The organism is Catellatospora sp. TT07R-123 (assembly GCF_018327705.1).
Taxonomy (GTDB): Bacteria; Actinomycetota; Actinomycetes; order Mycobacteriales; family Micromonosporaceae; genus Catellatospora.
The window spans coordinates 1,857,647-1,871,031 of the sequence record NZ_BNEM01000001.1 but is presented as its reverse complement, the minus strand read 5'-3'; the positions used below and the strand labels follow the sequence as shown (position 1 = coordinate 1,871,031).

At 74.4% G+C, this 13,385-nt stretch carries 12 protein-coding genes; 6 read left to right on the top strand and 6 right to left on the bottom strand.

Features of this window, described 5'->3' with window-relative positions; genetic code table 11:
* Positions 1-3: 3 nt before the first annotated feature.
* Positions 4-681 (bottom strand): M23 family metallopeptidase, encoded by a 678-nt coding sequence (locus Cs7R123_RS07750; protein ID WP_212828986.1) that lies wholly within the window; start codon positions 679-681, stop codon positions 4-6.
* Positions 682-888: 207 nt separating this feature from the next.
* On the bottom strand, positions 889-2,199 hold the full coding sequence (locus Cs7R123_RS07745; RefSeq protein ID WP_212824645.1) for a sulfatase-like hydrolase/transferase: 1,311 nt from the start codon (positions 2,197-2,199) through the stop codon (positions 889-891).
* A 251-nt stretch (positions 2,200-2,450) separates the two neighbouring features.
* Between Cs7R123_RS07745 and Cs7R123_RS07740 the strand changes: the two genes are divergently transcribed.
* Both Cs7R123_RS07740 and Cs7R123_RS07735 read left to right on the top strand, forming a co-directional pair.
* Positions 2,451-4,244, top strand: a complete 1,794-nt coding sequence (locus tag Cs7R123_RS07740) for an ABC transporter ATP-binding protein (protein ID WP_212824643.1) — start codon at positions 2,451-2,453, stop codon at positions 4,242-4,244.
* A gap of 2 nt (positions 4,245-4,246) precedes the next feature.
* The gene (locus Cs7R123_RS07735; protein WP_244871964.1) at positions 4,247-6,175 is read left to right on the top strand and encodes an ABC transporter ATP-binding protein; all 1,929 of its coding nucleotides are present in this window, start codon (positions 4,247-4,249) and stop codon (positions 6,173-6,175) included.
* A gap of 27 nt (positions 6,176-6,202) precedes the next feature.
* Here Cs7R123_RS07735 and Cs7R123_RS07730 read toward each other — a convergent pair whose 3' ends face one another.
* Entirely contained in the window at positions 6,203-7,255 is a 1,053-nt protein-coding gene (locus Cs7R123_RS07730; protein ID WP_212824639.1) for an SDR family NAD(P)-dependent oxidoreductase, read from the bottom strand.
* 183 nt (positions 7,256-7,438) lie between these two features.
* Here Cs7R123_RS07730 and Cs7R123_RS07725 point away from each other — a divergent pair, with 183 nt between their 5' ends.
* Both Cs7R123_RS07725 and Cs7R123_RS07720 read left to right on the top strand, forming a co-directional pair.
* Positions 7,439-8,473, top strand: coding sequence for a PD40 domain-containing protein (locus Cs7R123_RS07725; RefSeq protein ID WP_212824637.1), 1,035 nt, complete (start codon positions 7,439-7,441; stop codon positions 8,471-8,473).
* A 149-nt stretch (positions 8,474-8,622) separates the two neighbouring features.
* Entirely contained in the window at positions 8,623-9,468 is an 846-nt protein-coding gene (locus Cs7R123_RS07720; RefSeq protein ID WP_212824635.1) for a hypothetical protein, read from the top strand.
* Positions 9,469-9,508: 40 nt separating this feature from the next.
* Here Cs7R123_RS07720 and Cs7R123_RS07715 read toward each other — a convergent pair whose 3' ends face one another.
* A complete protein-coding gene (locus Cs7R123_RS07715) occupies positions 9,509-10,474 on the bottom strand; it encodes a CapA family protein (protein WP_212824633.1) in 966 nt (321 codons plus the stop codon).
* Between the two features lie 105 nt (positions 10,475-10,579).
* Between Cs7R123_RS07715 and Cs7R123_RS07710 the strand changes: the two genes are divergently transcribed.
* Positions 10,580-11,056, top strand: a complete 477-nt coding sequence (locus Cs7R123_RS07710; RefSeq protein WP_212824631.1) for a GNAT family N-acetyltransferase — start codon at positions 10,580-10,582, stop codon at positions 11,054-11,056.
* Here Cs7R123_RS07710 and Cs7R123_RS07705 read toward each other — a convergent pair.
* Positions 11,046-12,053 carry a lysylphosphatidylglycerol synthase transmembrane domain-containing protein gene (locus tag Cs7R123_RS07705; RefSeq protein WP_212824629.1) on the bottom strand — a complete coding sequence of 336 codons (1,008 nt, stop codon included), beginning with the start codon at positions 12,051-12,053 and terminating at the stop codon, positions 11,046-11,048. The genes Cs7R123_RS07710 and Cs7R123_RS07705 overlap by 11 nt on opposite strands.
* Positions 12,054-12,183: 130 nt before the next feature.
* Positions 12,184-12,777, bottom strand: coding sequence for a TetR/AcrR family transcriptional regulator (locus tag Cs7R123_RS07700; protein WP_212824627.1), 594 nt, complete (start codon positions 12,775-12,777; stop codon positions 12,184-12,186).
* A gap of 113 nt (positions 12,778-12,890) precedes the next feature.
* Here Cs7R123_RS07700 and Cs7R123_RS07695 point away from each other — a divergent pair, with 113 nt between their 5' ends.
* A complete protein-coding gene (locus Cs7R123_RS07695) occupies positions 12,891-13,385 on the top strand; it encodes a universal stress protein (protein WP_212824625.1) in 495 nt (164 codons plus the stop codon).

Sequence of the window (13,385 nt, the reverse complement as noted above, 5' to 3'; positions counted from 1 at the left end):
GGGTCAGCCGCCGAAGACCGACTCGACCCCGGTGGCGAAGTCGACCCCGTGGCGCGCGAACCAGGTCATCGGGTTCTGCGCCAGGCCGTTCACATGGATCTCCAGGTGCAGGTGGGTGCCGAAGGACTGCCCCGTGTTGCCGATCCGTCCGATGACGTCCCCGGCGTGGACCTGCTGGCCCTCCTTGACCAGGATGCGGCTGGAGTGGCCGTACAGCGTCTGCAGCCCGCCGCCGTGATCGATCATGATCGAGTAGCCGTAGCCGCCGTTCCAGCCCGCCTGCACCACCGTCCCGTCGTGCACCGCCGCGTACGGGGTGCCCTCGGGCATCCCGGCCAGGTCGAGGCCCTTGTGCCAGGCACCCCACCGCATGCCGAAGCCGGAACTGAGCGTGTAGCCGTGCAGCGGCAGCACCCAGGCGTCGGGGGCCTGCGAGATCGAGGTGCTGAGTGCGCGCTCGTCGCCGCGGCTGGCCTGCCCGGCGGCCTCGGCGCGGGCCAGGGCGACCCGGTCGCTGACGCCGGCGTCGCCGGTGAGCCCGCTGGGCTTGGCGTCGGGGATCGCGGCGCCTGCGGTGAGGGCGACCATGCCCGCACCGACGAACGCGGTGGTGACGGCGGTGGCGTAGCGCAGGCGCGGGGGAGCCGACACCCTGCGGCGCCCTCGGTAACCTTCGGCCATCGCCGCTGCCAGGGGCCGTTGCAGCACACATCCTCCGTCTCGCCGCCGGCGAGGGGGATGCCGGGCAGGGCACTCGCGGCCGGCCCCGCCCGTTGGGCTCCGCGAGTCGGCCCGCGGGTTGCGGGCCGACAGCGAGGCTAAAACGGCCAGCCGCGAGGTCGCCGCAGACACGCCGCTGAACGGGCGAAAATGGCATCATTCATCCGGTCATGGACAAACGGCTCCGGCGCAGGTCCGGGCGGCCGTGAGCGCCTCGGCGTCGCGGCGGGTGCCGGGAGCGCCGCCCGCGCCGCCGCCCAGCAGGTTCGTCAGCTGCCAGGGGTCGGCGCGCAGGTCGTAGTACTCGCGGTCGGTGAGCCGGTCGGCGCCGCCGCGGTACTCCGTGTACTGGTGCGCGCCCGGCAGCAGCCGGGAGCTCCAGGTGGGGAAGCCGCCGTTGTGCGGGTCGCGCCAGTACTCCAGCAGCAGCCAGCGGTGCCTGCGCGTCCCGCGCAGGTCGAGCCCGTCGACCGGGCCGGGCGCGGCGAGTCCGGTCGCGGCGAGCACGGTCGGGGTCACGTCGACGGTGCTGGCCGGGCGCGGGTCGGCGCCCGCCGCCACGTGGCCGGGCCACCACAGCCGCAGGGGCACCCGGAACGACGGGCCGTACGGCATGAACTTCTCGCCCAGGCCGTGCTCCGCCCACTGCTTGCCGTTGTCGGAGACCAGCACGACGAGGGTGTCGCGCAGTTCGCCGGTGCGCGCCAGGTGCGCCCGGACCTCGTCGAGCGCGTCGTCGACCGACAGCAGCGTGCGCAGCTGTCCGGTGCGGACGGCCTCACCCTCCGCCCGGGTGGTGTGGTGCCTGCGCACGTACGCGGGCTTGTCGGAGCGGTCGGTCTCGTCGGCGGCCGGATCGGCCCGGCCGGGGAAACCGCGCCCGGCGTAGGCGGGCTCGGGGGTGTACGGCGCGTGCGGGGCGGTGAACCCGAGATACAGCAGCCACGGCTGGTCGTCGTGGCTTTCGAACTCGTCCAGGTACCGCCGCGCCTGCGCGCCGATGAACGTGGTGGAGTACGCGGCGCGCCGCTCGGTGCCGTCCACCACGAACCGTGCGTCCGCGTAGCCGCCGCCGGTGAGGGCGGCGCGGTCGAACCCCGGCGGCCTGCGGTCCAGCGGCCAGTCGTTGTAGAGCTTGCCCACCGCCGCGGTGCGGTAGCCGTTGCCGCGCAGGGTCTGCTGGAGGGTGCGGTCGTGGTCGAGCCGGTTGATGTCGGCCTGGCGGCGCACCCCGTGGTTGTGCGCGTACCGGCCGCTGAGCAGCGTGGCCCGGCTCGGTCCGCAGCTCGGCGTGGCGGCGACGGCCTGCGGGTAGGTGGTTCCCCCGCTCAGCCAGGCGCTCGTACGCGGCATCGCGGCCATCGCCTCCGGCCGGGCGTCGTCGAGCACGATCAGCAGGACGTTGGGGCGGGCGGGGCGGGGCCCGCCCGCGGCCGGGGCGGCGGCGCAGGCCAGGGCGATCGCCAGGAGGGCGGCCACTTGGCGTAACCGCGACATCACATATCGCATTCGGACACGCTGCCAGCAAACCCGTGCTCCGGCAGGGGAAACGCCCGTTCACAGACGTGATCATTTTGTTAACGGTATGTGTCTGCCGAGGTCGGCGCGGAGAGCACGTGGCGGGAAAGTGCCGACCTTGGACCGGACGGGTCGCCCCGGGGCCGCCACCGTGGCATGGTTACGGGACCACCCCCCTTCCGCCCCTTACACGCACCGAGCCTGGAACCGAGATGACCGCACCCCCGCAGTACCGCGCCCCGCGCGCCGCCATCGACCCTGATCCGGGCAAGTCCTGGCTGCGGCGCGCGCTGCCGGTGGTGCTGGCGCACCGCTGGCTGCTGCTCACCTCGCTCGGCCTGTCCCTGGTCGGCCTGATCGTGCAGGTGCAGATCCCCAACGTGGTGCGCCTGGGCATCGACCGGGCCCTCGTCGCGCACACCGCGAGCCTGATCGGCTACGTGTGGTGGCTGGTCGGCCTCGCCCTGGCGGCGGGGCTGGTGAACTATCTGTCCCGCCGCTACCTGCTGCGCACCGCGTACGAGATCGAGTACGACCTGCGCAACATCATCTACGCGCATCTGATCCGGATGCCGTTCGGCTTCTACGACCGGGTGCAGACCGGCGAGCTGATGTCGCGGTCCAGTTCGGACATCCGCGCGGTGCAGATGTACCTCGCCTTCGGCCCGTCGATCCTGGTGCAGTGCCTGATCGCGGTGTTCGCGTTCGCGCTGATGGCGTCGATCGACGCGCCGCTGGCGGTGGTGGCCATGGCCACGATGCCGCTGATCGCGGTGCTGGGCGTGTGGATGCGCAAGGCGATCTTCCCGGTGTCGTGGCTGATCCAGGCGCGGCTGGCCCGGGTGGCGACGCTGGTCGACGAGAACGTCAGCGGGGTGCGCATCGTCAAGGCGTTCGCGGCCGAGCAGCGGCAGCTCACCACGCTGGCGGCCGCGGCCGACCGGGTGCGCTGGGCATACCGGCGCGACGCCGACATCCGCAGCCGCTGGGCGCCCACCCTGGAGAGCCTGCCCCGGCTGGGCCTGGCCCTGGTGCTGCTGTGCGGCGGCTGGATGGTGATCGAGGGGCAGACCTCGATCGGCACGATCGTGGCCTTCAACTCGTACGTGCTGATGCTCCAGCCGCCGTTCCGCATGCTCGGCATGATGATCATGCTGGGGCAGCGGGCGGCCGCCTCCGCCCAGCGCATCTACGAGGTGCTCGACACCCACTCCGAGATCACCGAGCACCCGGACCCGGTGCGGGCGCGCGTGCGCGGCGAGGTCGAGTTCGCCGGGGTCGGGTTCGCCTACGCCAACGGCACCGTCGCGCTGCGCGGACTGGACCTGCGGATCCCGGCCGGGGCGACGGTGGCGGTGGTCGGCCGGACCGGATCGGGCAAGTCGACGCTGGGCCGCCTGCTGGCCCGCTACTACGACACGAGCACCGGATCGGTCCGCCTCGACGGCCGCGACGTGCGCGACTACGCCCTGGACACGCTGCGCGGCCAGGTCGGCATCGTGCCCGACGAGCCGTTCCTGTTCTCGGTGTCGATCCGCGACAACATCGCGTACGGCCGCCCCGACGCCGACCTGGCCGACGTGGTCGCCGCCGCGACCGCGGCCGGGGCCGACGACTTCGTCCGCGCGCTGCCCGACGGGTACGACACCGTCGTCGGCGAGCGCGGGTACACCCTGTCCGGCGGGCAGCGCCAGCGCATCGCGATCGCCCGCGCGCTGCTGGTCAACCCGCCCGTGCTGGTGCTCGACGACGCCACCAGCGCCGTCGACGTCACCGTCGAGCAGCGTATCCACGCGTCCCTGCGCGACCTGCTGGCCGGCCGGACGACCGTCATCGTGGCGCACCGGCTGTCCACCATCGCCCTGGCCGACACCGTGGTGCTGGTCGAGGACGGCCGCGTGATCGCCCAGGGCACCCATGCCGAGCTGCTGACCGCCGAACCCCGCTACACCGAGGTCCTGGCCAGCCTGCGCTCGGACGAACTGGACACGGAGGTGGCGGCGTGAGCATGTTCGGCGGCGGGTTCGGGGGCCCCGGGGCGGGCGGCGGCGGGCCGATGGGCGGGCTCGGCGGGCTGGCCGGCGGTGGCAAGGGCGCGCAAGGACTGCCGTTCGGCGGCATCCCGTCGGAGCTGCTCGCGGGCGTACGGAAGCTGGAGGCGGGAGAGCCGGAGCACCCGGTGCCCGCCGACCGGTTCGCCCACCGCGGCGGCGGCGTGCCGCTGACCATGCTGTCGCTGCTCACCCGCCACCGCGGCCTGCTGGTGCTGGCCTGCCTGGCCGTGCTGGGCGAGACGGTGCTGCTACAGGCCGGGCCGCTGCTGGTGCAGGTCGGCATCGACCACGGCATCGCCGCCCGGAACCTGCCGGTGCTGCTCTGGGCCTCGGGCGCGTTCGTCGCGGCGGTGGTCGCCGGCTGGTGGGTGTCGGGCGCGCGGATGCGCCAGACCGGCCGCCTGGCCGCCGAGGCAACCCGCGAGCTGCGGGTACGCGTCTTCGCGCACCTGCAGCGGCTGTCCATGGACTACTACACCGAGGAGAAGGCCGGGGTCATCCTGACCCGGATGACCTCCGACGTGGAGTCGCTCCAGCAGCTGTTCCAGGAGGGCCTGGCCCAGTTCGCGGTGCAGGCGCTGACCATGGTCGTGGTGACCGCGGTGCTGTTCGCGTACCACGCCGAGCTGGCCGCGATCACGCTGCTGCTGGTGGTGCCCGCGCTGGTCGCGGCGTCGCTGTGGTTCCGGCGCGCCTCCGACGTCGGCTACGCCCGCCAGCGCGACACCATCGCCGCGATGTTCACCGACCTGGCCGAGAACCTCCACGGCGTACGGGTGGTGACCGCGCACCACCGGCAGGACCGCAACACCCGCGCGCACCGCACGGTGGTGGGCCGCTACCGCGACGCCAACGACTTCACCGGCCACATCAACGCGATCTACGGGCCGGGCACCTCGGTCATCGGGCTGGTCGGCATGGCGCTGCTGCTGCTGATCGGCGGCCGGATGGTGCTGCGCGGCGAGCTGAGCATCGGCGAGCTGACCGCGTTCGTGCTGTACCTCAACGCGTTCTTCGCGCCGGTGCAGCAGCTGGTGCAGCTGTACACCAACTACCAGCAGGGCCGGGCCGCGGTGCTGAAGCTGCGCGCGCTGCTGGCGCAGGAGCCGTCGGTGCCGGAGCGGGCGCAGCCGCGCACCCTGCCGCCGGTCGGCGGCGGCATCGTGTTCGAGGGGGTCACCTTCGGCTACGACCCGGCCCGGCCGGTGCTGCGCGGCGTCGACCTGCGCATCGCGCCGGGGGAGACCATCGCCTGCGTCGGCCCGACCGGGGCGGGCAAGTCGACGCTGGCCAAGCTCGTGACGCGGCTGCACGACCCGGACGCCGGGCGGGTGCTCATCGACGGACACGACCTGCGTGAGGTCAGCCTGCTCTCGCTGCGCCGCCAGATCGGGGTGGTGCCGCAGGAGCCGTTCATGTTCGCCGGGTCGATCCGGGACAACGTGGCGTTCGCCCGGCCCGAGGCCACCGACGCCGAGATCTGGGCCGCGGTCGACGCGGTCGGTCTGCGCGAACTGGTCGAGCGGACCGAGGCCGGGCTGGACGCGCCGCTGCACGAGCGCGGCCAGTCGGTCTCGTCCGGGCAGCGGCAGCTGCTCGCCCTGGCGCGGGCGTTCCTGGCCCAGCCCCGGGTGGTGGTGCTCGACGAGGCCACCTCCAACCTGGACCTGCAGTCCGAACTGCGGGTGGAGCAGGCGCTGGACCGGCTGCTGGAGGGGCGTACGGCGCTGCTGATCGCGCACCGGCTGTCCACCGCGATGCGGGCCGACCGGATCGTCGTGCTCGACAGCAGCGGTGTGGTCGAAGTGGGTTCGCACACCGAGCTGCTGGCGGCGCAGGGCCGCTACGCCGAGATGTACGCCACCTGGTCGCGCCACCAGTGACGGCGACGGGCGCGACCCCGCCGCCGGTCAGACGTGCTCGGGTTCGGCCGCTGCGATCGAGGGGCCTGCGGCGCGGCCCGCCTGGCGGGCGCTGACCAGGCCGTGGGCGTGCATCCACTGCACCGTGTCGGCCAGGGTCTGCGTGAACGGGCGCGGGTTGACACCCAGCGGCGGCCGCTCGTCGGCGGGGCGGGCGTCGCACGCGCAGACGAGGCAGGCGCCGTACTCGGCGGGGATGTGCCAGGGCCAGACCCGCTGCGCCAGCCCGGCCAGGTAGGCCATCGGCATCATCGCGCGGGCGGGCAGGAACAGTGTCGGCAGGCGGCGGCCGGTCACCAGCCGGGTCGACTGCACGAACACGCGGGTGCTGGCGTGGCGGCCCGGCCCGAACCAGCGGTCCGGCCCGTCGGCCGGGGCCGTGAGCAGCGCGGCGTTCAGCGCGGCGGTGTCGCGTACGTCGCCGACCGGGAAGCCGCCGGAGGGCCACATCGGCATCAGCCCGCGCAGCATGTTGCGCAGCCGGGCGTTCTGGTCGCCGAGCTTCGGGTCGTGCGGGCCGAGCAGCGCGGGCGGGTAGGTGATCATCACCGGGGCGCCCTGGGCCTGGTGCTCGCGCGCGACCGCCTCGGCCGCCGCCTTGGTGGCCAGGTACGGCTCTCGCGAGGTGCCCGGAGCCGTCTGCGTGGTCACCACGCCGCCGGGGGTCGGGATCAGCGCGCCGAACGTCGACACGTACACGGTGCGGCCGACGTCGAACTGCCGGGCCGCGCCCAGCACCAGCTCGGTGCCGGTGACGTTGGTGTGCCGCATGGCCGCGTGCTGCCGGGTGTCGAACGAGAACACGGCGGCCGCGTGGACGACCGCGTCGGTGCCGCGCACGGCCCGGTTGACCGCGGCCCGGTCGGTCACGTCGCCGATCATCACCTCGACCCCGCGCGCGGACACGCCCAGCGGGTTCAGCGCCTTCTCGACCCCGGCGTGCGCGCGGGCGAGCAGCCGCACCCGGTGGCCGTCGCGGACCAGCGCGGCGACGGTGTGCGCGCCGAGGAAACCCGTACCACCCGTCACCAGCACCAGCATCGCGCGCTCCTCCCGATCACCCGCTCTGCGTCGATCCTGCCGTGCGGGGTCGCCCCGGGCCGCCTTTCAGCGTGCGGACCGTCCGCGCACCGGAACCGGGCCTCGATGTCGGTTCAGGGACAGCGATATGCCCAGCTCCCGCATACGCTCACCTGAACGCAACTCCTATCAGGAGGGTGAATCATGGGGGTAATACGGAGGATCGCGGCGGGCGTGTGCCTGGCCGCGGCGGCGGTGCTGGTCCCGGTCGCGCCCGCCCAGGCGGTGAGCCCCGGGGTGCCCGGCAAGGTCGCGTTCATCCGGGGCGGGAACCTGTTCATCGCCGAGACGTCCGGCGCCGTCTGGCAGGCCACCACCGGCGGCGGGTACGAGCGGCCGCGCTGGCGGCCCGGCCCGGGTGACGGCCTGGCCGTGCTCAAGGGCGGCGACCTGTTCCTGGGGCGGGTCGACTCGGCCAGCCACCTGTTCACCATCAGCAGCCAGCTCTCCGCGACCGGCGGGCACGCCGGGGCGGGCGCCTGGTCGCCCGACGGCTCGCAGCTCGCGTACGCCGAGGGCAGCTGGTACAACTACGCCCCGACCATCCACATCGTCAGCGTCGGGACCACCCTGGCCCGCTCCGGCCGGGCCGCCGACCGCGTCGTCGACACCCGTTTCAGCGCGGCGGCGCAGCGGCTGGCCGACAGCCTGCCGAAGAAGCCCGCGGCGGCCGCGAACGCCGTCCCGGTCGGCACCTGGAACCCGCTGCAGTACTCGCTGACGGTCGCCTGGTCGCCCGACGGCCGGTGGATCGCCTACCCCAACGGCGAGTGCTGGGCCATCTTCGACGACTGCCTGTCCATCCTGGAGGTGGCGACCGGCACGGAGACGTGGGCCGCCGCGTTCGGCGGCGGCGGTGCCGACCAGAACGGCTTCGCCACCGAGCCCTCGTTCACCGCCGACTCGTCCCTGGTGCTGTGGACCCAGCAGACGCAGTACCGCTACGACCCGGCGGCGGTGCCCGGCCCGCTCCAGACGATCTCCGCCCCGCCGACGTCGATCCACCCGCAGACGCAGATCGGCGCCGACTGGGAGTACGCGGCGGTCCCGTCGCCGGCCGGTGACGGCAGCGTCCTGGTCACCGCCGGGCGCAGCGGCGTGGCCTGGGTGACCCTGCGCAACGGCGCGACCCGCCGCTACCTGTACCAGGGCTACCAGCACGACTGGCAGGCCCGCTGACATACGCCGGGGCGGTTAGGGGATCAGCCCCGGGCCGCCCCGGCGTGCGCGGCGCTCCGATCCGGGGGAGGCTGGGCAGGCCTGGCGCCGAAGGTCGGTAGGCTCGGCGGTCACCGTCGCGCCCGCGGCGGACACGGCGGGAGGTCCCGGTGTTGGAAGACCTGGTGGAGCAGGCGCGCGCAGCCTGGCGAGCCGAGGACTGGGCACGCTCGGCCGAGCTGTACGAGCAGCTCGCGACGCTGGCGCCCGGCGATCCGCGCATCGGCGACTGGTGGTACGACGCCGCCCTGGCACACAAGTTCCGGCGGGACTGGCCGCAGGCGTACCGGCTGGGCATCCCGGCGGCGGCCAGCGCCGCGCGCGGGAAGCAGGACCCGGCGTTCTGGAACCTGGGCATCGCCGCGACGATCCTGCGGGACTGGGCCACCGCCCGCGACGCCTGGGCGGGCTTCGGCATCGCGCTGCCGCCCGGCGACGGCCCGATCGAGGGCGGCTTCGGCAAGGCCTGCGTGCGGCTCAGGACCGAGGACGGCCACGAGGTGGTCTGGGTGGAGCGGCTGTGCCCGACCCGGGCCCGGGTGGTCAACGTCCCGTTCGACCCGTCGCGCCGCTACGGCGAGATCGTGGTGCACGACGGCGAGCCCAAGGGCGACCGCGTCGTGGGCGACCGGACCTACCGGGTCTTCGACGAGCTGGTCCTGTTCGAACCGTCCGCCCTGCCGACCCTCGCGGTGACCGTCACCGTCGCGACCCCGGCCGACCTGCACGCCCTCGGCCAGGCGCTCGACGCTCGCGGCTACGGGTTCGAGCCGGTGGCCAACGGCGAGATCCTGTGCAAGTGCTGTAGCGAGGGCACGCTGACGCAGCGGCGGGAGGAGCTGACCGGGCGGCAGCAGTGCCTGGTCGCCGCCCCGGCGCAGCAGGCCTGCGAGATCCTCGGCGCCTGGTCGGCGCAGCCCGGTCGCGCCTGGACGGACCTGCACGCCGCGTCCTGATCCGGGGCCGCTCCGGGCCGCGGCCCGGCTCAGCCGCGGCTCAGCGCAGCGGCACCCGCCAGCGGCCGTCCGCGACCGGTGCGGCCGTGCCGCCGAGCTCGGCGCAGGCGGCGGCGAACCGGCGGCCGATCCAGGCCGCCTCCCGGTCGCGGGCGAGCCGGGTGTGGCAGAAGTCCAGCGCGAGCGGCACGGCGTCGGCGTGCACCGGCCCGTGCGCGTCGGCGGTCACCTCGAACAGCAGCCCCAGGTCGTTGCGCAGGTCCGGGTCGACGGCGTAGTCGTCGATGAGGTCGCCCATGTCGTACAGGACCGGGCCGGCCGCGCCGTGGCAGACGTGCGCGGAGTGCCCGGCGACCAGCGCCGCGCCCGCGGCGAGCAGGCGCGGGGCCGCGGTCCGCACGTACGGCACGGGGCGGGTGGTCATGTTCGGGCCCCAGTGCGGCAGCACCAGGGCCAGGTCGCAGTCGGCGGCCATCGCGGCGATCTGCCCGGCCAGCCAGTCCGGCACGCCCTGGTGCAGCTCGGCGTAGGCGACCCCGGGCGCGGTGGGGCCGGCGGCGAAGTCGGCCGGGTGGTCGGTGCAGCCGAGCACGCCCAGCCGCAGGCCGCCCGCGTAGAGCACCCGCCAGGCGCGCGCCGCGTCGGTGTCGGGGCCCGCCCCGACGGCCGCGATCCCGGCGTCACGCAGGTGCGCGAGGGTGTCCAGCAGCGCCACCGAGCCGTAGTCGAGGGCGTGGTTGTTGGCCAGCGTCACGCACCCGACCCCCAGCCACGACAGCAGGGCGGCCGCGCGGGGCGGGGCGCGGAAGAAGAACGGCTTGCCGGGCGCGGCCCAGCGCTGCCCCCGGTCGCTGACGCAGCACTCCAGGTTGAGCACGCACGCGTCGGCCGCGGCGCAGATCCGGCGTACGGCAGGGGAGAACAGCTCCTCGAACGCCGCCCCGGCGGCCAGCCGGTCGCCGACGCCCCGCCCGAGCATGGTGTCCCCGGCGAGCACCACCCGCACCCTCCCATTGTCCGCCCAGGGTCCGTGCGGGCCCACCGGCGTTGGCTGCGGCGAGGTGTTAGCGTGCGGCGCCGCGTCGGTGCGGCCGGCGGAGGAGGCGGGGGTATGGCGGAGCTGACGGTGGTGCCGTTCCGGGACGAGGCGGCCGCGCTGGTGAGCCGCTGGGCGACGACCCCCGCCGAGGTGTCGGCCTGGTGCTCGCGCGACGCGGCGCCCGTGCCCGCCGAGGTGATCGCGGGCTGGTCCGCCGAGCCGGACGTGCGCGCCTACCTGCTGCTGGACGGGGCCGAGCCGGTCGGCTACGGCGAGCTGTGGCTCGACGACGAGGAGGGCGAGGTCGAGCTGGCCCGCCTGCTGATCGACCCGCGGCGGCGCCACCGGGGCCTGGGCCGGGTGCTGGTGACCCGGCTGGCCGAGCTGGCCGTCGCGGTGCACGAGACGGTGTTCCTGCGCCTGGTGCCGGGCAACGACGCGGCGCTGGCCTGCTACCTCGGGGCGGGGTTCGTCCGGGTGCCGGCCGAGCAGGAGCGGCAGTGGAACGCGATCCAGCCCCGGCCGTACCTGTGGCTGACTAGAGCATGACCGGCTCGGGCACGGCCGGCTGCGGCTGCCGGGCGTTGACGCGGCCGAGATGGGCCCAGATCGCCAGGCCGATCGGGATGATCAGCCAGCAGGAGAACAGCCGGTAGCCGAGGACGGCCGCCGTGGCGGGGGCCTGCCCGGCCCCGGCCGAGGTGAGCGCGGTGAGCAGGCTGGCCTCGATGACGCCCATGCCGCCGGGGGAGACCGGGATCTGGCGGACCAGCTGGACGACGACGTACACGGTGCCGAGCTGGACGAAGGTCAGCGGCAGGTCGAACGCGCGGGAGACGGCGGCCAGGCAGACCAGGTCGGCCAGCCAGTTGGCGGCGGCGAAGCCGAGGGCGGCGCGCCGGTGGTGGCGGGCGATGGTGGCGCTGACGGAGACCGTACGCCGCAGCAGGTCCGACAGGTTGCGCCACTGCTGGTGCAGCCGGCCGCGGGCCGGGCGCGGGTCCGCGACCGGGGTGACGCGCTCGGCGCAGTCGGGGCGGCGCGGCGACCGGCGCCAGATGCGCAGGCCGACGGCGGCCGCGACGGCGGCGGCGGCGCTGAGCACCCCGGCGGGGTGGGCCTGCCACATCTCCTGCGGCGCCCGCGCGACCATGGTCAGGAAGCCGGTGAGGTACAGCAGCGCCAGCGCCGCGAACGAGCACACCCCGGACAGGATCATGACCGCGGTGGCGGCTTCGCTGCTGGCGCCCCAGCGGCGGAACGACTGGTACGCGAACGCCGCCGACACCGCCGATCCGGCGGGCATGCTGATGGCGATGGCCGAGCGGCCGTACGTCACGGCCAGCGCGCTGCGCATCGGCACGTCCACGTCGACGCCCTTGAGCAGCGCGACCTGCTGCCGGGCGAACATGGCCATGGACACCCACTCGGCGGCCAGGGCCACCAGCAGCCAGCCGGGTTCGGCGCCGGCGAGCACCGGCCAGATCTCGCCCGCGCTCGGGACCTTGTCGCGGACGGTGTAGAGCGCCAGCCCGATCGCCACCACAGGCAGCAGCCTGCGGAGCCAGCGTCTTATCGCAGGGTGCCGCACGAGGCGTGACGCTACGCCGTGAAGCTGAAGTTTTGCACAACAAGTAATTTTGCCCACAGGGCAACTACTTGCCGCGGCGGACGGCTCAGGCGAAGCGCTCTCCGGCGCAGGCCAGACCGGCCTGGATGGCGGCCGCCAGCGTGGTCCGGCCCTTCTGCTCGGCCCACTGGGCGGCGACGGTGCGGATGGTCGCCAGGAACACCGCCGCCATGATCTGCGAGCGCATCGGCTCGCCCGGGTGGCCGGGGTCGCGGGCCGCGATCTCGGCGGCGAGGTCCTGTTCGAACGCGGCCTGGATCGCCGCCTGCTGGGCCAGCAGCGACGGGTGGCGGCGCAGCAGGCGCAGCTGTCCCAGCCAGTTCGGGTCCGGGTCGCGCCGCTGGGCGAACTGCGCGGCGGAGCTGCGGGTGAGCGCCTGCCACGGCGGCTCGCCGGCGGGCCGGGCGCGCAGCCGCTCCAGCAGCCCGTCGATGCGGGCCCGGTCGCCGTAGAGCAGCGCGTCCTCCTTGTTGAGGAAGTAGTTGGAGAACGTCCGCCGCGACACGTTGGCCTCGTCGGCGACCGCGTCGACGGTCACCGCGTCGAAGCCGCGCTCCAGGGCCAGCCGCAGGGTCGCCTCGTGCAGCGCCTGCCGGGTGGCTTCCTTCTTGCGCTCGCGCAGCGTGATCGTCGTCTCCACAACCGCACACTTTACCGCCCGCCGGGCAAACTTGCCGCATGGGCAACTTTGCGTACTCGGCAAGAACTGGCATGCTTGACGTGGACGCCCCTCGATAGGAACCTGAGCAGCTGATGGACACTCCGATCGGCGCGGCCGAGCACTACGGCCCGGCCGCCCTGCGCCACGAGTTCGAGTGCGGCACCGACGGCCCCCGCGTGATCGTGGTCGGGGTCGACGGCAGCCCCACCTCCGAGCACGCCGCCGCGTACGCCGCGGGCCTGGCCCGCCGCCAGCGGTGCCGCCTGGTCGTCGTCTTCGTCGGCGCCCCCTCGGGCCTGCTCACCACCATGTACGCCGACCTCGCCGTGGCCGCCGCCGACGCCAACGACGAGGTCGCCGAGCAGCTGCGCGCCGGTGCGCGCCAGGCTGCCGAGGAGATGGGCCTGCCGGTCACCTTCGTGGTGCGCCAGGGCGACCCGTTCGCGCAGCTGCGCGACACCGCCGACCAGTTCAAGGCCGACATGCTCGTCGTCGGCACGTCCGCGCAGGCCGGGCACCGGTTCCTCGGCTCGGTCGCGACCCGCCTGGTCCGCCTCGGCCGCTGGCCGGTCGTGGTGGTGCCCTGA

What these genes read in the sequence shown, in the direction of transcription:
- Cs7R123_RS07750 (WP_212828986.1), bottom strand. Translation starts at nt 681, where the DNA reads ATGGCCGAAGGTTACCGAGGGCGCCGCAGGGTGTCGGCTCCCCCGCGC.
- Cs7R123_RS07740 (WP_212824643.1), top strand. Translation starts at nt 2,451, where the DNA reads ATGACCGCACCCCCGCAGTACCGCGCCCCGCGCGCCGCCATCGACCCT.
- Cs7R123_RS07735 (WP_244871964.1), top strand. Translation starts at nt 4,247, where the DNA reads ATGTTCGGCGGCGGGTTCGGGGGCCCCGGGGCGGGCGGCGGCGGGCCG.
- Cs7R123_RS07730 (WP_212824639.1), bottom strand. Translation starts at nt 7,255, where the DNA reads ATGCTGGTGCTGGTGACGGGTGGTACGGGTTTCCTCGGCGCGCACACC.
- Cs7R123_RS07725 (WP_212824637.1), top strand. Translation starts at nt 7,439, where the DNA reads ATGGGGGTAATACGGAGGATCGCGGCGGGCGTGTGCCTGGCCGCGGCG.
- Cs7R123_RS07710 (WP_212824631.1), top strand. Translation starts at nt 10,580, where the DNA reads ATGGCGGAGCTGACGGTGGTGCCGTTCCGGGACGAGGCGGCCGCGCTG.
- Cs7R123_RS07695 (WP_212824625.1), top strand. Translation starts at nt 12,891, where the DNA reads ATGGACACTCCGATCGGCGCGGCCGAGCACTACGGCCCGGCCGCCCTG.